This is a genomic window from Rhizobium sp. 862_C5_N1_2, assembly GCF_051811205.1.
Lineage (GTDB): Bacteria > Pseudomonadota > Alphaproteobacteria > Rhizobiales > Rhizobiaceae > Rhizobium > Rhizobium leguminosarum.
Genome location: NZ_JBPWPT010000001.1, coordinates 286,049 through 310,575, shown reverse-complemented (window position 1 = coordinate 310,575; position 24,527 = coordinate 286,049). Strand labels below are relative to the sequence as shown.

Annotated in this window: 22 protein-coding genes; 10 read left to right on the top strand and 12 right to left on the bottom strand. The window is 58.7% G+C overall.

Annotated elements, in window-relative coordinates; genetic code table 11:
• Positions 1-60 precede the first annotated feature (60 nt).
• Positions 61-945, bottom strand: a complete 885-nt coding sequence (locus tag ACD590_RS01560; protein ID WP_439002016.1) for a sugar phosphate isomerase/epimerase family protein — start codon at positions 943-945, stop codon at positions 61-63.
• A gap of 297 nt (positions 946-1,242) precedes the next feature.
• On the opposite strand from ACD590_RS01560, the gene ACD590_RS01555 reads away from it, so the two are divergent.
• From ACD590_RS01555 to ACD590_RS01530, 6 genes are all read left to right on the top strand, one after another.
• On the top strand, positions 1,243-2,676 hold the full coding sequence (locus ACD590_RS01555; RefSeq protein ID WP_018447076.1) for an extracellular solute-binding protein: 1,434 nt from the start codon (positions 1,243-1,245) through the stop codon (positions 2,674-2,676).
• 96 nt (positions 2,677-2,772) lie between these two features.
• Positions 2,773-3,648, top strand: a complete 876-nt coding sequence (locus tag ACD590_RS01550) for a carbohydrate ABC transporter permease (protein WP_017966968.1) — start codon at positions 2,773-2,775, stop codon at positions 3,646-3,648.
• 4 nt (positions 3,649-3,652) lie between these two features.
• Positions 3,653-4,489, top strand: a complete 837-nt coding sequence (locus tag ACD590_RS01545; protein ID WP_018447077.1) for a carbohydrate ABC transporter permease — start codon at positions 3,653-3,655, stop codon at positions 4,487-4,489.
• 4 nt (positions 4,490-4,493) lie between these two features.
• Positions 4,494-4,700, top strand: coding sequence for a DUF2160 family membrane protein (locus ACD590_RS01540; protein WP_018447078.1), 207 nt, complete (start codon positions 4,494-4,496; stop codon positions 4,698-4,700).
• A 55-nt stretch (positions 4,701-4,755) separates the two neighbouring features.
• Positions 4,756-5,817 (top strand): ABC transporter ATP-binding protein, encoded by a 1,062-nt coding sequence (locus ACD590_RS01535; protein WP_018244740.1) that lies wholly within the window; start codon positions 4,756-4,758, stop codon positions 5,815-5,817.
• A gap of 11 nt (positions 5,818-5,828) precedes the next feature.
• Positions 5,829-6,554: an SDR family oxidoreductase gene (locus ACD590_RS01530; protein WP_113541875.1), complete on the top strand. Its 726-nt coding sequence runs from the start codon at positions 5,829-5,831 to the stop codon at positions 6,552-6,554.
• A 3-nt stretch (positions 6,555-6,557) separates the two neighbouring features.
• Here the strand turns inward: ACD590_RS01530 and ACD590_RS01525 are convergent, their stop codons facing one another.
• The 5 genes from ACD590_RS01525 to ACD590_RS01505 form a co-directional block, all read right to left on the bottom strand.
• Positions 6,558-6,815 carry a hypothetical protein gene (locus ACD590_RS01525; RefSeq protein WP_018244738.1) on the bottom strand — a complete coding sequence of 86 codons (258 nt, stop codon included), beginning with the start codon at positions 6,813-6,815 and terminating at the stop codon, positions 6,558-6,560.
• Between the two features lie 174 nt (positions 6,816-6,989).
• On the bottom strand, positions 6,990-8,135 hold the full coding sequence (locus ACD590_RS01520) for a CaiB/BaiF CoA transferase family protein (RefSeq protein WP_018244737.1): 1,146 nt from the start codon (positions 8,133-8,135) through the stop codon (positions 6,990-6,992).
• A 43-nt stretch (positions 8,136-8,178) separates the two neighbouring features.
• Positions 8,179-9,843, bottom strand: coding sequence for an electron transfer flavoprotein-ubiquinone oxidoreductase (locus ACD590_RS01515; protein ID WP_439002015.1), 1,665 nt, complete (start codon positions 9,841-9,843; stop codon positions 8,179-8,181).
• Between the two features lie 42 nt (positions 9,844-9,885).
• A complete protein-coding gene (locus ACD590_RS01510) occupies positions 9,886-10,773 on the bottom strand; it encodes a 3-hydroxybutyryl-CoA dehydrogenase (protein ID WP_439002014.1) in 888 nt (295 codons plus the stop codon).
• A 61-nt stretch (positions 10,774-10,834) separates the two neighbouring features.
• Positions 10,835-12,010, bottom strand: coding sequence for an acyl-CoA dehydrogenase (locus tag ACD590_RS01505; RefSeq protein ID WP_018244734.1), 1,176 nt, complete (start codon positions 12,008-12,010; stop codon positions 10,835-10,837).
• Positions 12,011-12,127: 117 nt separating this feature from the next.
• Here ACD590_RS01505 and ACD590_RS01500 point away from each other — a divergent pair, with 117 nt between their 5' ends.
• From ACD590_RS01500 to ACD590_RS01485, 4 genes are all read left to right on the top strand, one after another.
• Complete coding sequence (locus tag ACD590_RS01500) at positions 12,128-13,042, top strand: LysR family transcriptional regulator (protein WP_018244733.1); 915 nt, start codon at positions 12,128-12,130, stop codon at positions 13,040-13,042.
• Between the two features lie 193 nt (positions 13,043-13,235).
• Positions 13,236-15,992: a phosphoenolpyruvate carboxylase gene (ppc, locus tag ACD590_RS01495; protein ID WP_439002013.1), complete on the top strand. Its 2,757-nt coding sequence runs from the start codon at positions 13,236-13,238 to the stop codon at positions 15,990-15,992.
• Between the two features lie 89 nt (positions 15,993-16,081).
• The gene (locus ACD590_RS01490) at positions 16,082-17,044 is read left to right on the top strand and encodes a C-terminal binding protein (protein ID WP_439002012.1); all 963 of its coding nucleotides are present in this window, start codon (positions 16,082-16,084) and stop codon (positions 17,042-17,044) included.
• 21 nt (positions 17,045-17,065) lie between these two features.
• A complete protein-coding gene (locus ACD590_RS01485; RefSeq protein WP_247264797.1) occupies positions 17,066-18,061 on the top strand; it encodes a phosphotransferase family protein in 996 nt (331 codons plus the stop codon).
• 331 nt (positions 18,062-18,392) lie between these two features.
• On the opposite strand, the gene ACD590_RS01480 is transcribed toward ACD590_RS01485, so the two are convergent.
• The 6 genes from ACD590_RS01480 to ACD590_RS01455 form a co-directional block, all read right to left on the bottom strand.
• Complete coding sequence (locus ACD590_RS01480; protein WP_018447581.1) at positions 18,393-18,944, bottom strand: NADPH-dependent FMN reductase; 552 nt, start codon at positions 18,942-18,944, stop codon at positions 18,393-18,395.
• Positions 18,945-18,997: 53 nt separating this feature from the next.
• Positions 18,998-20,116 (bottom strand): alcohol dehydrogenase catalytic domain-containing protein, encoded by a 1,119-nt coding sequence (locus tag ACD590_RS01475; RefSeq protein WP_439003502.1) that lies wholly within the window; start codon positions 20,114-20,116, stop codon positions 18,998-19,000.
• 109 nt (positions 20,117-20,225) lie between these two features.
• Entirely contained in the window at positions 20,226-21,365 is a 1,140-nt protein-coding gene (locus tag ACD590_RS01470) for an amino acid ABC transporter substrate-binding protein (protein WP_439002011.1), read from the bottom strand.
• A gap of 134 nt (positions 21,366-21,499) precedes the next feature.
• Positions 21,500-22,501, bottom strand: a complete 1,002-nt coding sequence (locus ACD590_RS01465) for a VOC family protein (protein ID WP_439002010.1) — start codon at positions 22,499-22,501, stop codon at positions 21,500-21,502.
• Positions 22,502-22,599: 98 nt separating this feature from the next.
• Positions 22,600-23,916, bottom strand: coding sequence for a phosphopyruvate hydratase (eno, locus tag ACD590_RS01460; protein ID WP_439002009.1), 1,317 nt, complete (start codon positions 23,914-23,916; stop codon positions 22,600-22,602).
• Positions 23,917-23,961: 45 nt separating this feature from the next.
• Complete coding sequence (locus ACD590_RS01455) at positions 23,962-24,405, bottom strand: cupin domain-containing protein (RefSeq protein ID WP_245498899.1); 444 nt, start codon at positions 24,403-24,405, stop codon at positions 23,962-23,964.
• Positions 24,406-24,527 lie beyond the last annotated feature (122 nt).

The following is a 24,527-nucleotide window of genomic DNA, read 5'->3' as shown; positions in this document are numbered from 1 at the left end:
TTCAATTCCCTTCAGTCGGCCCAACCCTTACACGACTGGAACAGGCTGTCAGAAGGATAATTAGGGCCGCGCGTTTGTGGCGCGGCGACGCTTGGCCTCGTCATATTTCAGCTCGATGTAGCGCTTCGCGTGCGCGGCAAGCAGATCATTATCCTCCCAGGTGTCGCGCCAGATCGCGCAGGCGAGTGACAGGCCTTCGTCGACGACCGTCGTCGAGAAGCTCTCGAACACGATGTCGCGCTTGTAGTCGATGTCGAGCAGGGCGTCGAAGATCAGATCGAAGTTGATGACGCCGTCGCCGAGATAGCCGCGATTGCTCTCGCCGATGTGAAAGTAACCGATCTTGTCGCCGGCCAGACGGATCGCGGCGGCCGGATTGGCTTCCTCGATGTTCATATGGAACGTGTCGAGGTGGAGACGGACATGCTCCGATCCGGTCTCGGCGATGAACTTCAACCCCTGCGCCGCCGTATTCAGCAGGTTCGTCTCGAACCGGTTGACAACCTCCAGGACGAGGTCGACGTTCGCCTGCCTGGCGACTTCGCCGGTCGCGGCGATCGCAGCGACGCTGTTGTCCCAGCCCTTCTTCGTCGGCTGGCGATTGTACTTGGTGTGCGCGGAATAAAGAATCCCGCCGAGCTTGTTGCCGCCGATATCACGGACCGCACGAACGGCGTCGGCCAGTGTCTGCTTGCCAGCGGATACCGCAGACATGTCCTCGCTCGATACGTCCTTGTCGAGCGGCAGGCCCATCGTCACGCCAATCTCGACGTCAAGCGACTGCGCAAGCTTTGCCAGTCGATCGAGGTTGAATTTCTCGGGGCGCAGATAGGCAAATTCGATGGTGCGATATCCGTGTTCGGCCGTCTTGTTGAGGGCCATCTCCAGCCCTTCCTGCGTTTGGCCGCCTGTCCATACAAATGAATGGATACCCAATCGACGCATAGCCTTTTCCTCCAAAAAATGCCCTTGGCTGCGCACAGTGCTATGCCATTTAGTTTGGCAAGACAACAAATAATTTCGGATGCAATTTTTTTGCTGCTTTGCAAAATTACCTTGCAATGCAATATTTTATCCTTCTCACCATTGCATTCCGCTCTCTGCCAGAAATTAGTTTCTGCAAAAATCAATGGGATAGATCCGCGATTTGCATGTTTAGACAACAAATGTTGCGCTGGCAGTTTTTTTGGCCTACACAAAAGACCGGCGAAATGATCTCGCTGCACTTTGGGAGGATTGAAAATGAACTATGCTTTGAAGGCTAGCGCGCTTGCGCTGACGCTCAGCCTCGCCACTGCCGCTTCGCCGGCCTGGGCTGACTTCTGGTCCGACGCTGGAGCCAAATTCAAGGGCGTGACACTGCACGGCGTCACCGAGAGCACCCCGCCATCGAACTACATCAGGAACGTCCTCGCTCCGGAATTCGAAAAGAAGACCGGCATCAAGGTCGACATCGAGACGACATCCTGGGATCAGATGTACGACAAGGCCATCAAGGACATGGAAGCCAAGACCGGCATCTATGACATGGTCTACATCGAGCAGGACATCATCTATTCCTATCTGGCCAGGAATTTCCTCGTCGACATCACGAAGACGCTGAAAGACCAGCCGGATCTGAAGGCGCCGACCTACGACGATGCGAACTTCACCAGCTTTGCCAACTACTTCAAGGACGCGAGCGGCGATCTGTTCGGCGTTCCGATGGAAGCCTTCCTGAAGACGTATCTCTATCGCAAGGACCTCTTCGACGATCCGAAGATCAAGGAAGCCTTCAAGAAGGAAACCGGCAAGGACTTGAAGCCGGCGACCACACACGCGGAATACACCGAGATCGCCGACTTCTTCACGAAGTACGGCAAGGACAATGGCATGGAGCTCTGGGGCACGACCGCCCAGGCACATACAGGCCATGCGGCGTCCTGGTATGAATTCTTCGAGTCCATCGTGCCGACCTTCGGCGTCTACAATTGGGGCATCGACGCGAAGAACAACTATGCGGCGACGGTCGAACATGGCGGCGCGATGAACAGCGACAAGGCGAAGGCGGCGTTGAAGTATTGGCTGCACCTGCGCGACATCGCTCCTCCGGAATCGACGCAGTCAACCTGGACGGAAACCGCAACGACCTTCGCCGCGGGCCGTGTCGCCCAGGGGCTGATCTACGGTGAGAACGCCGCGTGGATCGCAAGCGATCCAGCGCAGTCGAAGGTGGTCGGTCAGGTCGGATTCGCTCTGCCGCCGCTCGAGCCGGGCGTGCTGGACGACGCGAAAGCCGGAAAGGGCTATATCGGCTACTATGATGGCGGCGCTTTCGGCGTGCCGGTTACGTCCAAGAACAAGGAAGCGTCGCTGCTCTTCCTCGAATTCATCGGTCAGAACGAAGTGCAGCCCGATTGGGCCATCGCCGCACCGCGCATCACCAACACGGCGACATTCGATGATCCAAAAGTGAAGGAAATGGACGTCAAGCTCGGCGGCTTCTACACGATGCTGAAGGACGAGGGCAAGCTCTTCGCCGGCGCTCCTCCCTACCCCTTCCACGCTCAGGTGCGTGAAGCGACCGCTCCCATCTTCTACGACATCCTGACCGGCAAGATCGCTCCCGATGAAGGCCTCGACCAGATGGCGGCCAAGGCCGAAGAGGAGCTCACCTCGCTCGGCTATCGCAAATAAAATATCCTCCCCAACTGACGGGTCGTTCCGACGACCCGTCATCTTTCGCTCCCTGATGGAGCGGACGTCCACATAGCGTTCAATGGGGGATAGGCGATGCATTCGCAGAAGCTCGGGTGGCTGTTGCTGTCACCGACCATAGTGATCCTCGGACTGTTCGGGATCTTTCCTTTCATCTACGTCCTCTGGGTCTCTTTCCATTCATGGAACCCGTTCGCGGCCAATCCGGGCATGATCTTCAACTGGGCTGAGAACTATCGGCGGCTCGTCTTCGACCCGCAGTTCCTGGCATCGCTCGGCATAACCCTGGCATTCGTCTTCTTCGCGGTCGTGTCGGAGCTGGTCCTCGGCTATATCCTCGCCCAGGCGCTGCTCAAGGACTTTCCCGGAAAAGCGGTGTTTCGCACGATCCATACTCTGCCCCTGATCATGGCCCCCATCATCGTCGGCTCAGTCTGGAAGCTGATGACCACCCCGTCCATCGGCATCATTCCCTATCTCCTCAGGAGCTGGTTCGGGTACGATCTGAATATCGGCCAGAGCGCCGTCGCGGCCTTCACCGTCACTGTCATCATGGACATCTGGCACTGGACGCCGCTCGTCACCCTCTCGCTGATCGCCGCACTCGTCTCGCTTCCATCAGACCCGTTCGAGCAGGCGCAGATCGACGGCGCCGGCAAGAGCCAGATCTTCTGGCACATCACGCTCCCCTTGATCCGCCCGGCCATGCTGGCCACTGTGTTCATCAGGCTCATGGACGCGCTGCGCACCGTCGACGAAGTCCTGATGCTGACCGGAGGCGGCCCGGGCTCATCGACGCGCTACATCGGCGTCCATATCTTCAGGGAAGTTTTTCCCAAGACGAATTATGGCTACGGTTCGGCGATCTCCGTCATCGTCCTCTACCTCACCATCGTCGTCTGCTGGCTGCTCTATGTTGGCTTGATTGCGCCCCGCGTGAAGAGAGGTTGAAGCGATGAAGACCAAAAACCCCTGGCTTCCGGTCCTCCTGTGGACCTTGATAAGCTTCGTGACCCTTTTCCCGATCTATTGGCTCTTCGTCATATCGGTGAAACAGCCCTTCGACCTGTTCTCGACGCCCGATGTCATTCTCCGGAGCTTCTTCTGGAAGAATTACCAGGACGTGCTGACCAATCCGACCTTGCGCGGATACATGCTCAACTCGCTGATCATTTCGTCAGGCAATGCGCTGCTCGTCACCACGCTCGGCTTCCTTGCCTGCTACGCCCTGACGCGCTTCGACCTCGCCGGCAAGGAAAGCATCTTCTTCTGGACGATCACCAACCGCATGGCGCCGCCGGCGGTCTTCCTGTTGCCGCTTTTCCTGCTGCTGACACAGGTCTACAGGATCGGCGACTTCTCGCTCGCCGATTCCAAGCTGGGCATGATCCTGGTCTATTGCTCCTTCAACCTTCCTTTTGCCATCTGGACGCTGCGCCCGACCGTGGAAGGCATTCCGAAGGAGTTGGACGAGGCGGCCTATATGGACGGCGCGAGCCCATGGACCGTCCTCTATGATATCATCTTTCCTTTGGCACGGCCCGGACTTGCGGTGACGCTGATCCTGACCTGGGTTTTCGCGTGGAACGAATACCTGCTCGCGGCGACGCTCACCAACTTCCATGCGCGGACTCTGACCACCGGCTTGTCGGAATATGTGACGACGACGGGAACGGCCTGGGGCATCATGGCCGCGATCTCAATGCTGACATTGGTTCCGGCGCTCATCGTCTTTTCGGTGGTCCAGCGTCACATCGTCGCCGGCCTGACCTTCGGTGCCGTGAAAGGATGAAACGATGACGTCTCAATCAGGAAATAACGAACCCAAGCCGGGGTTTCTGCCGATCGAAACGAACTGGTTCGACCGGCTCTTCATCTCGATCGTTATCTGGGTCGCACTCTCCCTGTTCTGGATGCGGTTCATCGAGCCGTTCGGGCTTTCCGTATGGTTTGCGGCGGCAATCTCGGCGGTCCTTGGCGCCTACATCGTCTGGAAGGGATGAGCCGATGAATTCCATCAACAACATCAAAGCCGTGCTGCTTTAGGGAGGAACGACATTGGCAAACGTACAGGTTAGCGACGTCACCAAGAAATATGGCTCTCTTCAAGTCATGCACGGCGTCAGCGTCGACATCGAGGACGGCGAATTCGTCGTGCTGGTCGGTCCATCCGGCTGCGGCAAATCCACCCTGCTCCGCATGATCGCAGGTCTTGAGACGGTCAGCAGCGGAGACATCCGGATCGGCGGCCGTGTCGTCACCGACGCTCCTCCAAAGGAGCGTGACATCGCGATGGTTTTCCAGAGCTACGCGCTCTATCCCCACAAGACGGTCGCCGAAAACATGGGCTTTCCGCTGAGGATGGCCAAGCGTCCGAAGGCGGAGATCGACGAGAAGGTCGGCAAGGCAGCCGAGATCCTCGACCTGACGCGTTATCTCGACCGCTATCCGAAGCAACTGTCGGGCGGACAGCGTCAACGCGTGGCGATGGGTCGTGCCATCGTCCGAGATCCGAAGGTCTTCCTGTTCGACGAGCCATTGTCGAACCTGGACGCTAAACTCCGCGTCACCATGCGTGTCGAGATCAAGGAGCTTCACCAGCGGCTGAAGACCACCACCGTCTACGTCACGCACGATCAGATCGAGGCCATGACGATGGCCAACAAGATCGTGGTCATGCGCGACGGCAGGGTCGAGCAGATCGGCAAGCCTCTCGATCTCTACGACTTCCCGGTAAACCTCTTCGTTGCCGGCTTCATCGGCAGCCCATCGATGAACTTCCTTCAGGGCCGCATCGCCACACGCGACGGCAGGAAGGTCGTCGTCACCGACCAGGGCATCACCCTTCCGATGGCAGACACAAATGCGGATGAGGGAAGAGCCGTTACCTACGGCATCCGACCGGAGCACATCACGATCGGCGATGAAGGCGTACCTGTGGAGGTGTCGGTGTTCGAGCCCACGGGTTCGGAGACATTGATCTTCGGCCGCACGGGAGGCGTGCCGATCGACGCGCTGATCCGCGAGCGCATCGAGGTAGATCCCGGACGGACAATGTACTTCCATATCGATCCCCGGCGTGCACACATCTTCGATCGGGAAACAGGCCAGAGACTGTAGGAGGACGGCCCATGGACTTCAAAGGAAAGACGGTCATCGTGACCGGCGCCGGCAAAGGCATCGGACGCGAAATTGTAAGGATGCTCGCCGAACGGGGAGCGCAAGTCGTCGCCCTGACCCGGAGTGCTGCCGATGTCGAAGCGCTGCGAGGGGAATCCGGCTGCCGGGCTATACAGGTCGATCTTGCGGACGCCGATGCGACCAGAGAGGCTGCCATCGCTGCCCTTCCCGCCGATTTGCTCGTCAACTGCGCCGGCACGACCGAGCTCCAACCGTTCCTGGAGACAACCGTCGAAGCATTCGACCGTCTTGTCGCGGTCAACACGCGTGCTCCGATGATCGTCGCCCAGGAATATGCCCGTTCGCTGATCAAGCAGGGCCGCAAAGGCGCCATCGTCAATGTCTCGTCGGTCGCCTCCTTCGTCGGCCTCGCCGACCACGCTGCCTATTGCGCGTCGAAGGGTGGATTGGATGGCTTGACGCGGGTCATGGCAAGGGAGCTTGCACCTCACGGCATCCGCGCGAACGGAATCCATCCCACGGTGACGCTGACCCCGATGGCGGTGAAGGCATGGAGCGATCCCGAGAAGGCCGCGGGGATGATGAAACGAATTCCCGTCGGTCGCTTCGCCGAGCCAGCAGACATTGCTGAGGTTGTTCTTTTCCTGCTCTCCGACGAGGCTGCGATGGTGAACGGGATATCGATGCCGGTGGACGGTGGCTACATGATTGCTTGAAGTTCAGGACTGCCGCGTGGTACGAGCCCGCGATTGCAATACGGGAAGCGGCGACGTTGACCGCCGCACCAACCGGCGTAGCTCATCCTGATCGATAAAATGATCGGTCACGCCGGCCTCTTTATCCGGATGACTGAAGACTAGACCGTCGGAATCCTCAAGCTTCAGAGCTTGCTCCGTATTCATGATCCCCAGTGCCTGGCGCTCGTACTCGGATTCGAGTGCCGCCTCGACGATGGCTTTTCTCTTGCGCATGTCCATGTCCTCCGTTCCTCAAAGGGTAACGGACAGGCGGAGTCGCGGTTCCGATCAAGGCATCACGATATGAGACTGGCTGAAACGAGCGTCCGCCGATACACGGCCGCGCGGGCCGCGCTGTTTTTGGCCCCTCACGAAAATTGGCGAATTCCTGTTCGATGGCACAAGCTCAAGGCATCAGTCCATCGAAGACCAGTCTGACTGCACTTTGCCATTGTGCTCGCCAAGCTTTGGCGACTTACGATGCTGAATCAACATCGCCCCTGAAAAGATGATTGGCGTCCGGATGCCCGGTATTCCTTCATTCTCCACCGCCATCTTCCGATGCGCGACTTGCGGGTCCGCGAATACATCCTTCACGGTGTTGATCGGCCCGGCGGGAACGCCCACACACGCGAGGTCGGCCAGCAGATCCGTCCGCTTGAAGAGCCTCGTGCTCGCTTCCATCATGGATGTCAGTTCTTCTCGATGTCGCACTCTGTCCGCGTTGGTCTTGAAGCGGACGTCGTCCGCCACAGCGGATAGCCGGAGGATTTCGCATAGCCTCTCGAACTGACCATCGTTCCCGCAGGCGATAATGATATTGCCGTCGGATACCGGAAATACCTGGTATGGTGCGATGTTGGGATGCGCATTGCCGAGTCTCGTCGGTGCCTTTCCCGAGGCCAGGAAATTCATCGCCTGGTTGGCCAACACGCCCACTGTGCTGTCCAGCAGCGCCATATCGATATGCTGTCCCTCACCTGTGCTGTTCCGGAGGGTCAAAGCGGCCTGGATAGCGATGACCGAATAGAGCCCTGTGAAAATATCGCCGAACGCCACGCCAATCTTCTGCGGCTCCCGATCTGGTTCACCGGTCAAATCCATGATGCCCGCCATGCCTTGGACGATGAAATCGTATCCCGCACGTTCGGCATATGGGCCGGTTTGGCCAAAGCCGGTAATCGAGCAGTAAATCAGCTTTGAATTGATCGCCTTCAGGCTCTCGTAATCAAGACCGAACTTCTTCAACGCGCCTACCTTGAAGTTCTCGACGACGACATCCGCGTTCGCGATCAGTGCACGAAGCTTTTCGACGTCTTCCGCCGAATTGAAATCCGCCGTGATGCTCAGTTTTCCGCGGTTGCAGCTATGGAAGTAGGCCGCAGCGACGTCATCGCCATCCCGAATGAAAGGAGGCCCCCAGCGGCGCGTGTCATCGCCCTCCGGGCTTTCCACCTTGATGACGGTCGCTCCAAGGTCGGCAAGTGTCTGTCCAGCCCATGGACCAGCCAGGATACGCGCCAATTCCACGACCCGAACGCCTTCAAGTGGAGATTGCATCGATAACTCCCTAATCATTCCTAAGTCCGCGGATCAATATAGGCTACATATTCGGATAGACCGGCCCCTCGCCGCCCTGCGGCGGCACCCAGTTGATGTTCTGGTTGGGGTCCTTGATGTCGCAGGTCTTGCAGTGCACGCAGTTCTGGGCGTTGATGACGAAGACGTCCTTGCCATCCTTTTCCACCCATTCATAAACGCCGGCCGGACAGTAGCGCGTCGACGGGCCGGCATAGATGTCGTGTTCCGAACTCTTCTGCAGCGCCATGTCCTTGACCTGCAGATGCACCGGCTGGTCTTCCTCGTGATTGGTGTTCGACAGGAACACCGAGGACAGCCGATCGAAGGTCAAGACGCCATCGGGCTTCGGATAGGCGATCGGCTTGTGCATCGAGGCAGGTTCGAGCGACTGCGCATCGGTCTTGCCATGTTTCAGCGTGCCGAAGACGGAAAGGCCGAACAGCGTGTTGGTCCACATGTCGAAGCCGCCGAGCGCTACGCCAAGTGCGGTGCCGAACTTCGACCACAGCGGCTTGACGTTGCGCACCCGCTTCAAATCCTTGCCGATGTCGCCTTTGCGCCATTCAGTCTCGATCTCGGTCACTTCGTCATGACTGCGGCCTGATACAATCGCGGCGGCGATCTTCTCGGCCGCCAGCATGCCCGACAGCACCGCATTGTGGCTGCCCTTGATGCGCGGCACGTTGACGAGACCGGCCGAACAGCCGATCAGCGCGCCGCCGGGGAAGGAAAGCTTCGGCACCGACTGGTAGCCGCCCTCGGTGATGGCGCGAGCGCCATAAGACAGCCGCTTGCCGCCCTCGAAGGTGGTGCGGATCGCCGGATGGGTCTTGAAGCGCTGGAATTCCTCGAAGGGATAGAGATAGGGGTTCTTGTAATTGAGGTGGACGACGAAGCCGACCGCCACCAGATTGTCTTCCAGGTGATAGAGGAAGGAGCCGCCGCCGGTCTTCATGCCGAGCGGCCAGCCGAAGGAGTGCTGCACCAGGCCCGGCCGATGGTTCTCGGACTTGACCTGCCAGAGCTCCTTGATGCCGATGCCGAATTTTTGCGGTTCACGGTCTTTCTGCAGATCGAACTTGGCGATCAGCTGCTTGGCGAGCGAACCGCGCACGCCCTCGCCGATCAGCATATATTTGCCGAGCAGTTCCATGCCGCGGGTATAGTTCGGCCCGGGTTCGCCGTTCTTCTCGATGCCCATGTCGCCGGTGGCAACGCCGGTCACGGCACCCTCGTCATTGTAGAGCACCTCGGTTGCTGCAAAACCCGGATAGATTTCGACGCCGAGTTCTTCGGCCTTGGTCGCCAGCCAGCGACAGACGAGCCCAAGCGAGACGATGTAGTTGCCGTGATTGTTCATCAGGGGCGGCATCAGCACATTCGGCAGGCGAACAGAGCCGGCCGGACCGAGCAGCAGGAAGTGATCTGATGTGACCTTGGTCTTGAACGGATGATCGGCCTCGTCGCGCCAGCCGGGCAACAGCCGGTCGATGCCGATCGGGTCGACCACGGCGCCCGAGAGGATATGCGCGCCGACTTCCGCGCCCTTCTCCAGCACGACGACCGACAGCTCCGGATTGACCTGCTTCAACCGGATCGCCGCCGCAAGACCGGCAGGACCGGCGCCGACGATCACCACGTCGAATTCCATGCTCTCGCGACTTTCGTCTGCGTGTTCTTCGGTCATGATAAATGCCTGACAAATCTCGATGTTGGGATGAGATGGGGGTCAGCGAGTTGGTCGAGCTGGAACGTATCCGTAGTCGTAGAACCCGCGTTGTGTCTTGCGACCGAGCCAGCCAGCTTCGACATATTTGACCAGCAGCGGGCATGGACGGTATTTGCTATCAGCCAACCCTTCGTGAAGGACCTGCATGATGGAGAGGCATGTGTCCAAACCGATAAAATCTGCCAGTTCGAGTGGCCCCATCGGATGATTGACGCCGAGCTTCATGCCGGTGTCTATGGCTTCTACGTTTCCAACACCCTCATACAGAGTGTAGATCGCTTCGTTGATCATAGGGATGAGGATACGATTTACGATGAAAGCCGGAAAATCTTCGGAGACGGTGACCGTTTTGCCGATGGATTCGGCGAAATCCTTGGCTATGGCAAATGTCTCTTGATCAGTTCCGATGCCGCGAACCAGCTCGACGAGCTTCATAACCGGTACGGGATTCATGAAGTGTATCCCTATAAAACGATTGGGCCTGTCGGTTGACGCCGCGAGCCGCGTTATGGAGAGCGACGATGTGTTCGTCGCCAAGATCGCGTCAGGCTTCAGCACGGTGCACACATCCGTAAAGACTTTCCTCTTGATGTCTTCATTCTCGCTGACCGCTTCGACGACCAAATCGGCAGTCGCCAGATCCGAAAGGGAGAACGCTCCCTTTATTCGGGAGATCGCCTGCTCAGCCGCCTCGGCCGGCATTTTGCCGGTTTCCGCCTGGCGCCCGAAATATCCGGCGCTCGCTTCGATGCTCGCGCGAATTCGACTTTTGTCGAGATCGTAAATCAGCGCCTCATACCCGTGTCTCGTCACGACCTCGACGATCCCAGTACCCATTTGTCCGGCACCAATGACGGCGACGGTAGAAATCTTATTCACTACAGGCATGCTGCCTCTCGCTAATCCGGAGGTTGAAGGACGGATCTGTGCCGAATAGGCTATCGGGGAATTAGGAGAACGCCTGGAGGTCCGTCTGGGCACGCCCAAGGATCAGGGCATGGACGTCGTGGGTCCCTTCGTAAGTGTTGACCGTCTCCAAGTTCTGCGCGTGGCGCATGACGTGATATTCGATCTGAATGCCGTTGCCGCCATGCATATCCCGGGCTTGCCGAGCGATATCCAGCGCCTTTCCGCAGTTGTTACGCTTGACGAGCGAGACCATTTCCGGGGCCATCTTGTGCTCATCCATCAGCCGGCCAACGCGAAGCGAACCCTGCAGTCCGAGCGTGATTTCGGTCATCATATCGGCGAGCTTCTTTTGATAAAGCTGCATCCCTGCAAGCGGCTTCCCGAACTGTTTGCGGTCCAGGCCGTATTGACGAGCGCGGAACCAGCAGTCCTCCGCGGCTCCCATAACGCCCCAGGAGATGCCGTAGCGGGCGCGGTTGAGGCAGCCAAACGGCCCCTTGAGGCCGGAAACGCCGGGCAGAAGCGCATCCTCTGTGACTTCGACACCGTCCATTACGATTTCGCCTGTGATCGAGGCACGCAGCGAAAGCTTGCCACCAATCTTCGGGGCCGAAAGGCCCTTCATGCCCTTTTCGAGAACGAAGCCGCGTATTTCATTGTTGTGAGCCTCGGACTTGGCCCATACGACGAAGACATCGGCAATCGGCGAGTTCGAGATCCACATCTTCGAGCCGCGCAATCGGTAGCCGCCCTCAATTTTCTCGGCGCGGGTTTTCATACCGCCGGGATCTGAGCCTGCGTCAGGCTCAGTCAGGCCGAAACAGCCAATCAGTTCACCGGAAACGAGGCCCGGCAGGTACTTCTTCTTCTGCTCGCCAGAGCCGTAGGCGTAGATCGGATAAATGACCAGCGAGGACTGCACACTCATCATCGAGCGATATCCGGAGTCGATGCGCTCGACCTCGCGAGCGACCAGACCATAGGCAACATAGGATGCGTTCGCGGCCCCGTACTCTTCAGGCAGCGTCACCCCAAGAAGGCCAGTCTGCCCCATCAACCTGAACAGCTCTGGGTCGGTCGCTTCTTCGAGATAGGCGTCCTGGACGCGCGGCAAGAGTTCGGATTCTGCGAAAGCCGCAGCGGACTCGCGGATCATCCGTTCATCTTCGGTCAGCTGGTCGTCGAGCAGAAACGGGTCGTTCCAAGTAAAGGCCAAGATGGTCGTCCTCCCATTGAGGTTTTTGGCAGTTCGAATTTGACGGAATTAAAGCCGCTTTTTCGCAACTGAGAAAGCGAGGTTTACTCATCGGCCCATGAGCTATAGTAATAGCTCATGGCAAACCTCTCGCGAAGGCTCCTTCCCTCCACCTCGGCTCTCGCGGCGTTCGATTCCGTCGCGCGGATGGGCACCTTCTCTGCGGCAGCGGAGGAGCTTTCCCTGACACAGGGAGCCATCAGCCGGCAGATCGCGTCGCTGGAGGAACAACTCGGCGTTTTACTGTTCGAGCGCACCAGCCGTGGTGTCAACCTCACAGAGGCGGGCACAAACTATGCCCGTGCAATTGCCAACGCTCTTGCGGAAATTCGTTCCGCTTCACTGCAGGCCATGACCCAACAACATAGCGATCAACTCAATCTTGCCATCTTGCCGACATTCGGCACCCGCTGGTTGATGCCGCGCATTCCGCGATTTGTCGCCAGACACCCCGAGATCACGTTGAACTTCGCCACACGCATTGGCGTGTTCGATTTCGATCGCGACGACATAGATATGGCGATTCATATCGGCCAGCCCGATTGGCCCGGTGCGGAAAGCACATTTCTTATGGAAGAGATGGTGGCACCGATCGCGTCGCCACTTTTTCTCAGTTCACATCCCATCGTGAAGGTTGAAGATCTGCTTCGCCTGCCGCTGCTGCAGATGGCGTCCCGTCCCGGGGCCTGGAGCCATTTTTTCGAAAGCCTCCAGGTCAACGGCACCCCGTCGCAGGCCATGCGGTTCGAACAGTTCAGCAATGTGGCCCAAGCCTGCATTGCTGGATTGGGGCTCGCGTTGATGCCGCTTTTCCTCATCGACTCCGAGCTCGCAAATGGCCAGCTCGTTCAAGCCTTTCCACATCAGGTCAAAAGCACCAGCGCCTATTATGCGGTCGCGCCGCTGAGCAGGAAGGACTTCCGGCCTGTCGTTGCGTTCCGCGCATGGTTGCTGGAAGAGGTCGCTCGTTACCAGGAAGGCATTATCGGCTGATAGCGGGAGCCGATGAAACCATACCTAAGACACCTTCGATAAATCTGGAATGTCGCCAGGGCTTCGCCATCTGTGCGGCCTTTCGCTCCTGTTCGTTGCGAGCGTCGCTTGACTCCTCGGCTAAATCCTGTCAATTTATGCTAACGTTAGCACAAGGAATGCGCATTTGCACCTTCAATTGAAGAAAGCATGCATGCAGGCGAAACGCCTCACGACCAGCAAGGCTCTGGTGAAGGACGTTCGGCTGCTCGGCCGCCTGTTGTGCGAGGCTATTGAAGCAAGCGACGGCAAAGAAGCCCGTGAGGTCGTGGAACAGGTCCGCAGCCTCTCGGTTACCGGTCACAGAAGGACCGGCCCGCACCTAAACGACAAGCTCGCCCCCTTTTGTGCGACCATGCCTCCCCAAACCCTCAAGCGTGTGATCCGCGCGTTCAGCCAGTTTTCTCAACTCGTGAACATTGCCGAAGACGCACACCAAGCCAGGATGCAGCGCTTCAGCATCGCCGATCGTGAACCTGCCATGCCGGGAACAATTGCCAGATCGCTTTCCGTTCTGGCTGCGGCCGGGGTAGAGGCGAAAGATATCCGCAAACTGCTTCTTGAAGCGGTCGTCTCGCCCGTTTTCACAGCGCACCCGACTGAGGTTCGGCGCAAGAGCGTTATCGAAATCGAGCAGGAGCTTGCACGATGCCTGACGCAGCTCGACCAAGCCGGCCTGATTGAGCAGGAGATAGGTCGGTATCAAGAGGACTTGGAAAGGGCGACGACGACGCTTTGGCAAACGAATAGCCTTCGGGGAAGGCGACTTCAGGTCGTGGATGAAATCCTCAATGGCTTGTCCTATTACGACAGCACCATTTTCCGGGTGATCCCGGAGGTATACGAGATTCTCGAAGATCAGCTTCGAGACTCACCCTGGAGTATCGGCGAGGACGCGCTGCCGCCATTCCTGCGCATGGGTTCCTGGATCGGTGGCGACCGGGATGGCAATCCCTATGTCAACGGCGAAACCCTGAGGGAGGCGCTCCGGTTGCAGAGTGAGAGAGTTTTCTCGTTCTATCTCGGCGAACTGCACAGCCTTGGCGCCGAACTTTCCTTGGATGACCGGTATGTCAAAGTCTCGCAGGAGCTTCAGCGCCTCGCGACCGACTCCCCCGACAGATCGGAGCGGCGCCGACACGAGCCATATCGCCTGGCGATCTCGGGCATGTATGCTTGCCTGGCGGCCACGGCACGTAAGTTCGGCAGCACGGAACTGGTTCGCGAACCTGTGGCGGCCGCCCCTTCCTACCTGTGCCCTGCCGAATTCGCCAAAGACTTGGCGACGATCAGCAAATCCCTGACAGCCAATGGCGCTGAAAAGATCGCAACTGGAAAACTGCGCAGACTCCAACGTGCCGTGGACGTCTTCGGTTTTCACCTTGCCAGTCTGGATTTAAGACAGAATTCCGAGGTTCATCAACGGGTTGTTCATGAGCTTTTCGAGAACGTGCGGCCTGGCACACGTTACGAGGCGTTAGCGGAGAGTGACAAGATCCGCTTGCTCACCGAGGAACTGCGGTCTTCCCAGCTGCTGATTACACCGCTCAGGACCTATTCGGCCGAGACGGTGTCGGAGCTTTCCGTTCTGCGTGAAGCTGCCCAAGCCCATAAGCACTATGGCCGCGTCAGCGTCCCCAATTACATCATTTCGAAGGCCGGAAGCGCTTCCGACCTTCTGGAGGTCATGGTCCTGTTCCGTGAGGCGGGGCTGTTCCGGCCCGATGAGCCCGAAGCGGCGTCAATGAACATCATACCTCTTTTCGAGACGATCTCGGATCTTCGAAGGTCGCATGACGTGATGCAAACAGTTTTGGCCGTCAAAGCCTATCGGACATATGTGGAAGCGCTCGGCGGCAAACAGGAAATTATGCTCGGCTATTCGGACAGCAACAAGGATGGCGGTTATCTAACTTCGGGATGGGAACTGTATAAGGCAGAAACGGCCTTCATCCAGCTCTTTGAGCGTGAAGGCGTTCGCCTCAGCCTGTTTCACGGTCGCGGCGGCTCCGTGGGCCGCGGTGGCGGCCCAAGCTATGAAGCCATCACCGCCCTGCCCCCTGGCGCGGTTGCCGGATCGATACGGCTGACGGAGCAAGGTGAAGTTATTGCGGCGAAATATTCCAATCCGGCACTGGGTCGTCGGAATCTCGAACTTCTTATAGCCGCGACGCTGGAAGCGTCCTTGCTGCCTTCCGACGCACAAGAGCCGGATCCCAAATATCTTGGCGCCATGGAGGAACTGTCCGACCTGGCCTTTGGCGCCTATCGCCGTTTGGTTTACGAGACCGAGGGGTTTGAACGGTTCTTCTGGGAAGCAACGATCATCGGCGAAATCGCAAAACTGAACATTGGCAGCCGCCCAGCCTCACGCAGTTCCTCATGTCGCATCGAAGACCTGCGTGCGATACCCTGGGTGTTCGGCTGGTCGCAGAGCCGCATGATGTTGCCGGGTTGGTTTGGATTCGGTTCGGCCGTGCGACAATGGCTGGCCGGACACCCCGACGGATTGCAAATTCTTCAGGGAATGCACCGGGACTGGCCTTTCTTCCAGACGCTGATTGCGAACATGGAGATGGTGTTGGCCAAGACCAACATGGCGATCGCGGCGCGGTATGTGGGCCTCACCCCTGATGCATCCACCCATGAGAAGATTTTTGCACGCATAAAAGACGAATGGGAAGCGACGACAACTGCGCTATTCGGCATAACGGATCAGGCCTCGCTGCTCGTGAATAATCCGGCACTCAAGCAGTCGATCCATCATCGCTTTCCCTGCCTCGACCCGCTTAACCACATGCAGATCGACCTTCTTCGTCGCCACCGTGCCGGAGAAGGCGATCAGGACACTGAAGAGGCGCTGCATCTGACCATCAACGGAATTGCAGCAGGGCTACGAAACAGCGGGTAAAGTGCGCCAATGTGGATGGCGTAAGCCTATTTTTCTTGACCTTGACAAAGCCGCTGCGCTAACGTTCGCATAAAATTGGGAGGAAATTCATGAGACGAACCGTGCTGTTGACGGACTACGCCTGGCCGGATGACAAAGTGGAGCGGGAGGTAATCGAGCGGGCCGGGCTTACCCTCGTCAGCGGTCCGGCCGAGCCGTCTCCGCCTGCTGAGATCGACGCTTTGGCTGCAAAGCATCAGCCGGATGCGATTCTGACCTGCTGGGCTCAAGTTAGCGAGACGGCAATCGCTGCGTCTCCTAACCTCAAGATCGTCGCTCGTCTCGGAGTTGGCCTGGACAATATTGCAGTCGATGCAGCGACGGAGCGGGGGATATGGGTGACGAATGTTCCCGATTATTGCGTTGCAGAAGTGTCTGACCACGCCGTGGGTTTTGCGATTGCCTGGGCTCGCGGGCTGATCCACTTCGACCGCGAAGTTCGCAGCGGGCGCTGGGACCCGGCTTCGGCAAATCTCCGCAGGCTTTCGGAGCTGACCTGCGGCATCGTTGGGTTTGGTCGTATCGGCCGTGCGACGGCAGCAAAAATGCAGGCGCTCGGATGCCGGGTTACAGCACATGATCCCCATGCCTCGAATGTTCCAGTGGATGTGGAGCTTGCCGACTTCGATAGACTTCTGGCCTCGAGCGATATCGTCATCGTCCATGCGCCACTCTCGCCGGCGACGCGTCATCTGATCAACAGGGACGCCATCTCGAAGATGCGTCGCGGAAGCCTGCTGATCAACGTCAGCCGAGGCGGCGTTGTCGATACTGCCGCGGTGATCGAGGGTTTGGAATCCGGCATTCTGAGCGGCGTCGGCCTTGATGTCCTGGAGGATGAACCACGCGTTCCACAGGAGCTGATCGCTCATCCCGGCGCGATGATCACTCCGCACGTCGCCTTCTCCTCGGATGCTTCGCTGATCGAGCTGCGTCGCCGGGCGGCGGAGGAAGTCGTCAGGGTTCTCAGCGGAGAGAAGCCTGAACAACCCCGCAACAGCCCCCGCCGCTAATGCCGCAAGGACACTGGGTTCATGTCTGTAGATGAGATGACGATTTTCGATGAGTTCTTGCTGAAGAGCGGTTTGAGGAGCGCTTCCGAGGAGGCGGTCTACAAGCCTCTGACGGGTGGTGTTTCTTCAGATATCTACCGTGTGGAGCTTCCTGGCCGGCTCATCTGCGTGAAACGCGCACTTCCCAAGCTCAAGGTATCCGCCGATTGGCAGGCGCCGGTGTCGAGAAATGTGTACGAATGGAACTGGATATCCTTCGTAGCGCAACACTTCCCTTCTGCCGTTCCGACGCCTCTCGCACACGACGCGTCGTCTGGCATCTTCGCCATGGCGTTTCTTCCCGGCGATCAATATCCGCTGTGGAAGACCGACCTGCTCCACGGAAGCGTTGACCGAAAAGCGGCAGAGCTAACGGGCCGGCGAATTGGACAGATCCATTCCGTCAGCGCCCGCACATCGGGGTTGTCGGAAAAATTTGATTCTGGACCGAATTTCTATGCTCTTCGGCTCGAGCCCTATCTGGTGGCGACCGCCGCCAAACATCCCTTCGTCAGCGATCGCCTGGCAGAGCTGGTTCAGCGCACGGCCGAAACAAAGCTGGCGCTCGTCCACGGCGACGTCAGCCCGAAGAACATCCTGCTGGGCAAGAACGGCCCTGTGTTCCTGGATGCCGAATGCGCCTGGTTTGGCGACCCCGCTTTCGACCTCGCCTTCTGCCTCAACCATCTATTGTTGAAGAAGGTCGTCGCCGGACAGGCGGCATCTGAGCTCGCATCGTCATTCGCGGCGTTGACGGCAGCCTACCTGGATCAGGTCGACTGGGAAGATCGGGACGCCCTCGAGGCTCGGGCTGCAAGCTTGTTGCCCGCTCTCTTCCTCGCCCGGGTCGACGGCAAATCGCCCGTCGAATACATAACCGACGAATGCCAGCGCGAAACGGTCCGCAAAGCCGCCATCCCGCTGATCGCATCGCCTCGGCAAAAGCTGGCTGACGTAGCGCAGGCCTGGTTTCCATAACGGAACCCCACTCCTCAGGCAGCGGCATTTTTCTTTGCCGCTGCACCGATAACCGCGCGGCCCTTGTGAAATGGTCAGAAGAGCGAAACAACGACTTTCGGGCAAGAATTCCCATCACCACGACAAAACCGACATGACACTCTCGAAGCGGCGCGCGCGTCACATCGGGCGGTCGAGCAGCATAGGCCGCTGAGGTTTCGCCTGCCAGCTGAGGCTTCGCCCGTGAAAATACCAAGCCCATCGGGAAAGCGGCGCATTCATTAAAAGAGAGTATAATAAGCCATCGCGCTGGTCCCGCGATGGCAGATAGAGACTTTGCATCTGCTTCGGCTCAGAACCGAGCGACCCAGCTTTCGAAAGCAACCAGGAAGCTCTCGATGAACTTCTGGGTTCCTTCATTGAGGAAGACCCCGTGATCGCCCACTAATTTGTCGGCCGTGCTCAGGTAAACTTCAGGCTGGGGCATGGTCGGCACGTTGATGTTGGTCAGGATAACCCTGAGCTGAAGTGCCGCGGCTGCGCCGCCGATGAGACCGGGAGAAGCGCCAGTCACCGCACCGGGCTTGTGATCCCACACGCTTTTTCCGAAGGGGCGAGAACCGACTTCGATCGCATTCTTCAATGCCGCGGGTACGGATCTATTGTATTCAGGCGTCACGAAGATCGCGCCATCGCAAGCCTTGATGCGCTCACGGAAGGATGTCCATTCCGTCGGCGGCGTCTCCGTCTCCAAGTCTTGGTTATAGAGCGGAAGCTCGCCGATGGGCACGATTTCCAGGTTCAGTCCGCCGGGCGCCACTTTCTGCATTGCACGGGCGAACTTCAGGTTGATCGAAGCCTGACGAAGGCTTCCGACCAGGACCGCGATATCTTTCTTGGACATGTTCTCTCTTCTCGCGCGAGGGATGCGCCGGCGATAGCCGGCGCCGGTGATTGTTACTGATAGGAGGCAGGGACCGGGGGAATGACCACATAGTTGCTGAAGCCGCCGTCGCGTTCGCCAATGCCTGATATGGCTTCGTTCACCCGCTCAAGCGGATAGATCTTGTGCTCGAGATACGACAGGTCGAGCGCACCGGTGCGGACCATGTCTGCCATTTCCTGCCCCTGCGCAGCGCTGAACCAGTTCGAGCCGATGAGTTGAACTTGCTCGTCCATCAGCCACTTCACGTCGACTGGAACATCTTCTGCGACGCCACCAACGACAACCACGCGGCCGCCCCGACGAACTCCGCGCATGGAGTCGACCACGGTCGCGGCGGGGGCTCTCGCGCCCAGCGCACTGATAACGAAGTCCACTCCCTCGCCACCGGTTTGGGCCTTCGCCCATTCTCCGGTCGAGCCTTCGCCGAGCACGATGGTGTCGATGCGGTCAGGGGCAATGGCTTTTACGCGGCCCAGCAATTCCCTGCTTCTGCCGGTGCCCAGTATTTTGGAGATCCCCATCGCAAGACCGAGCTTGGTTGCCGCGACACCAAGCGTACCGGTGATCCCGTCGATGAGGCAAACCTGACCAGGTCCAGCCTGTGCATTCTTCAGGGCGCCATAGGATGTACCGAGGTAACCGAAGCGGCCGGCCTGCTCGAAGCTGAGGTTATCCGGCAGGCACACGAGCGAGTATTCCGGGGCGGTCATGAATTGGCTGAAGCCGCCGTACGGATAAAGATCAAAGATCCTTTGACCATCGCGGCTGGTGCTGAAGTACCCATTCAAGGTGTAGTAGCGGCATTGGCTGCGGTTGCCTGACCGGCACGCCTTGCAAGAACCGCAGGATCTGAGAGGGCTTACATAGACACGATCGCCAATCTTGACATTGGTGACCGCCTCGCCGACTTCGGCAACGACCCCGGCTGGGTCCAAACCAAACACCGCCGGAAACTTCGGCAGTGGCTGGTGGGGGAACCAGGTTGGCCAATTATTGATGACGTTGGCCATGTTGGGCACGATACCGCAGGCCCTGACCTGCACCAGCACGTCGTTGGGCCGGGGCGTGGGAACCGGAATCTCATCCAGCGACATCGGCTGATGCAGAGCATGCAGCCGAGCGGCGATCATAGTTTTAACCATTAACTCCTCCATAGGGACATCGGTCGGACGGTGCCCGACCGAATGCATTTTTTTGCAGTTTCAGACAGGTGCGCGGCACAGTGCCGAGCGGCATTCGTCAGGGGACCAGGAACTCCTTCCCGGCCGGTCGGAAATCCGCAGGCCAGACAGTCACCCAATCCTTTCCTTGAACTTGCTTGAGCTTCGTCGATGGCTTCCCGGCATTGAACTTGCCGTCGAAAGTCCTTGGTCCGACGACTGTCTCGACGGTATTCGAGCGCAACCACGCAGCCATCGCGGCGTCGTCCAATTTCCCCGCCCCTTCTGCTGCCGCTGCAAGGATTTGCCACGCAGCATATTCGACCGCAGCCTGATACTCCGTACGCGGATAGGGGAAACCCGCCGCCTTCGCCTTGCTGTCATAAGCGCTTACGAATTCCTGGGCGCCGTGATACGTGAGGAACGGCTCGTGCTCTTCAAACCAGGTCAGAGAGGTCAAGCCGTTCGCCTTGGGGTGAGCTGCGGTCGGGCCGGGTGCCGGGAACAGATAGAATTGGTTCCTGGGCTGGTAGTCGATCCGGCTCATTGCATCGAGAAGCTGCACGGCCTCCATGCCGATCGCACCGGACCAAAGCAGGTCCGGATCAGCCGCTTTGATGCGGTTCGCGATTGCGCCGAAGTCCTTCGTGCCGAACTCGTATTCAAGGCCCAGCACGTTCTTGATGCCACGCTTCTCAGCAACTTGCTGGCCGCCCTTGGCGATCGTCAGGGCCGACGGGAATTTGCTCGTGACGAACGCGATCGTCTTGGGAGGGGTCGGCAGGCTCGCATAGGCATCGAGAACAACCTCGGTATCCGTCGATTGCGGCTCGGCCCCGATCGGAAGAGACGGGAACTGCAGAGGATATGGGGCGAGACTGGGGTCCCCCAGGCTGCTCTGAACCAGCATCTTCTTGAACCGGGCGGCAACGCCCATTGCTGCGATGATCGAAGACGTGCCATAGGGCCCCATCAGGAGATCGACCTTATCTGCGGTCACCAGCCGCTCATAGAGCGTTCGAGCATTGGCGGGCAGCGATTGGTCGTCGAGAAGGACGAACTCCACCTTTCGTCCGAGAATACCGCCTTTGGCGTTGATCTGCTCGACGAACACTTCTGCGGCGAGCTTGTGGATTGTGCCTACGCCCGCAAGCGGACCCGTTAACGGCAGCGTTCCGCCGACGCGGACCGGTCCTTCTTGGGCAAAAACTCTCGGCATCGAGCTGAAAGCTGCTACTGCGGCCGCAGACCCGAGGAATGCTCGTCTATTCAGTATCATGGAATTCGCACTCATCTCATCCTCCCAGATGCTTCCGGCATGTCATCATCAGTCTCTGCCGCCGGCGGCAGGTCTCAGCTCTTCGCCAGCCCCTCTGCGTAGCGTTCCAGCGTCATAGGGTTCGGCATTTTCTCGGGGTGCTCCAGCGGTACTCCCGTAAACTCGCTGGCCTCGAAGAACCACCTCGAGACGGCCGGCATTCCCCAATGGACATTGGTGCTAAGGGCTGCCGCGTCCCAACGAATGGGCTCCAATTCCGCGTCTATCGTGGTGTAGTGATTGTTGAAGAACTCCACCCGGTGTCCATCGGGATCGCGCAGGTAGACGAATAGGACTCCGGAAGGGCCATGGCGTCCAGGTCCGCGCTCAACGCTGTCCCCATATCCGTAACGACTGGCAAAATCGCACACGGCGAAGATGTCGCTGCTTTCGGGAACCGTATAAGCAAAATGATGCAGCTGCGGGCCGATGCCAGGCACCAACGCCAGATCGAGGCAGACACCTTTGCGATACATGAAGTTCGCAATGAGATTGTCGCCGGCCGCGATATATTCCGAAGTCCGGAAACCGAGTTCGCCGTAGAACGCGCTTAGACCCAACGGATCGGCGACCATGATCTGGCAATGATCGAGCCCCTGGGCTCGGGCGCCACGATGTTCATGCACCTCGAGGAACTTACGGGGATGGACACTCATGCTGGAGCAAAGCTCGATGCGAGCGCCCGACGGATCGCTGACGAGCAGGGTCCGCCCTTGATTTCGAACGTCGACCCATTCCGCCGGAAGCCCCTTCTCATCAAAGAAGAACTTGGCCTTGTCGAGGTCCTCCTCCAGAAACACCCGATAACCGATCCGCCTGCACGTCGGCTTCCCGGCGGCAGGTGCGAGCACGAGACTGTGATGGCAGGCCTCGGACAATCCGCGAAGGTATGAAACACCGTCCGCGAATTCTGTTTCAATCAGGCCGCCGACATTGAGGTAGAAATCTCGGCTACGCTCCACATCATTGACTTCAAGCACGACGTGGCTGAAGCGCGTGATGTTGAAGGGAGGTTTCAAATTAACAGCCGGAAGCATGTCATCCTCATCTATCTTTGCTAACGTTAGCATAAAAGGGCCGGCGCTTTTGTCAACGCCTGTCATTGAGCGCGACCGGCAACCGGCCCATCCAAAATCTAACCTACAGCAGCAACTGCGGCTGGCTTTTCAGCCAAGTCTAGCGCCGACCAGCCAGCGAACGAAGCCTCTTTTCCAAGGGCCTCCTCGATACGGAGAACCTCGTTCCACTTGGCCATCCGCTCGGAGCGTGAGAACGATCCGACCTTGAGCTGCTTGGCATCCCAGCCGACCGACAGATGGGCGATCGTCACATCTTCCGTCTCACCGGATCTGGCCGAAACAATTGTTCGAAAACCCGCTTTCTTGGCAACAGAGAGCGCTTCGAACGTCTCTGTTATCGTGCCCGCTTGGTTCGGCTTGATCAGCACCGCATTGGCGCTTTTATCCTTGATCGCTTCGGTTACCCTCGCCGCGTTTGTCACGAAGAAGTCGTCGCCGATGATTTGGCATTTGGAGCCGTAGCGAGCGGTAAACTCCTTGAATCCATCCGGATCGTCCTCAGCGAGCGGATCCTCGATAGAGACGATTGGATAGGCCTTCAACCAGCCGCCAAGCATGTCGATCATCTTGGCCGTATCGAGCTGCCGATCTTCCAATGCCAGCGAATACTTGCCCTCACGACCGAATTCGGAGGCCGCTATGTCGAGCGATATGGCGACTTCGCCGCCTGGCTTCAGACCGGCGGCCTCGATCGAACGCACCAAGGCATCGAGAGCTTCTTCATTGCTGGTGAAGGCAGGCCAATAGCCTCCCTCGTCCGCCACGCCCTGGAGCTTTCCGGCGCGTTTCATAATATCGCCTGCCGCGCGGTAGACTTCGGCGGTCCACTCCAAAGCCTCCGCGAAAGTCGAGGCAGCAGGGCACATGACCATGAAATCCTGGACGTCTACCCGGCGTGCTGCATGCGCTCCACCTCCAAAAATCTGGATTTCCGGCAATGGCATCGTGATCCCCCTGTCGGAGCCCGCGAGATACCGCCAGATCGGTTGGCCGGCCGCAGCCGCGGCTGCGTGAAGCAACGCCATCGATGTTGCCACCGATGCATTTCCACCCAGTCTGCTCCGGTTCGGGGTGCCATCCAGCTCGATGATGGCGTGGTCTAACCCGACTTGATCCCTGGCATCTCGGCCAACCAGCAACTTGGCGATTTCTCCGTTGACGGCAGTCAGGGCCTTGTTGATCCCCAAGCCGGCAAGGGCGCTGCCGCCGTCACGAAGGTCGAGCGCCTCGCCAGTGCCGGTCGATGCACCAGCGGGTGCGATGGCTCGGCCGGTCGCACCAGAGGCCAGCTCGATCTCTACCTCAACGGTGGGCCTGCCACGGGAATCCCAGACGCGACGGCCCTGCACTTTTCGGATTTCGGTGTTGGTCATGTTCAGTTGGTCCACAAGGTCAGATTGAAATTGAATTATCGGGCCTCACAGGCCGTCATCGTAATCCGTCATATCGGGGGTCCGTGCGCCAACCAGCACCACGGCGATGGTTGCCGGTTTGTCGCTCTTGTTTCGCCAAGCGTGACGCGTTCCGTTCTGGACGAAGGCGTCGAATTGGCGCAAACGGGTCTCATTGCCACCGTCGAGTTCCATCCAGATCTCGCCGTCCAGAACAATTCCATAATCGACGGTGGGAGTTTGATGCTTGCCATCCGGCTCGAAGCGCTCGGCCAAACCTGGACTGACCGCCAGGTTCTCCGCGAGTGCCGCCGGACCATCAAAATCCGGGGACATAAAAACGGCATCTGGTGGGAACGTTAGCACTAGGAAGCGCGTTTCGCCGGGCTCCGGAACGAAGCTTGTGACCAGCGGAGTTGGATCGGTTCCGTTGAATGGAATGGCGGTGGACGTCGAAGTCGACCAGATCATCCGCGATACCAATCCAGGGACCGTCCTGAATATGTCTGTGCGGGGAACGGCGCCGTCCTGGGCGAACCTGGCAGCACCCTGACTGCCGTGTTCCGTCACGACGCGCCGGAGATGTAAGGGAA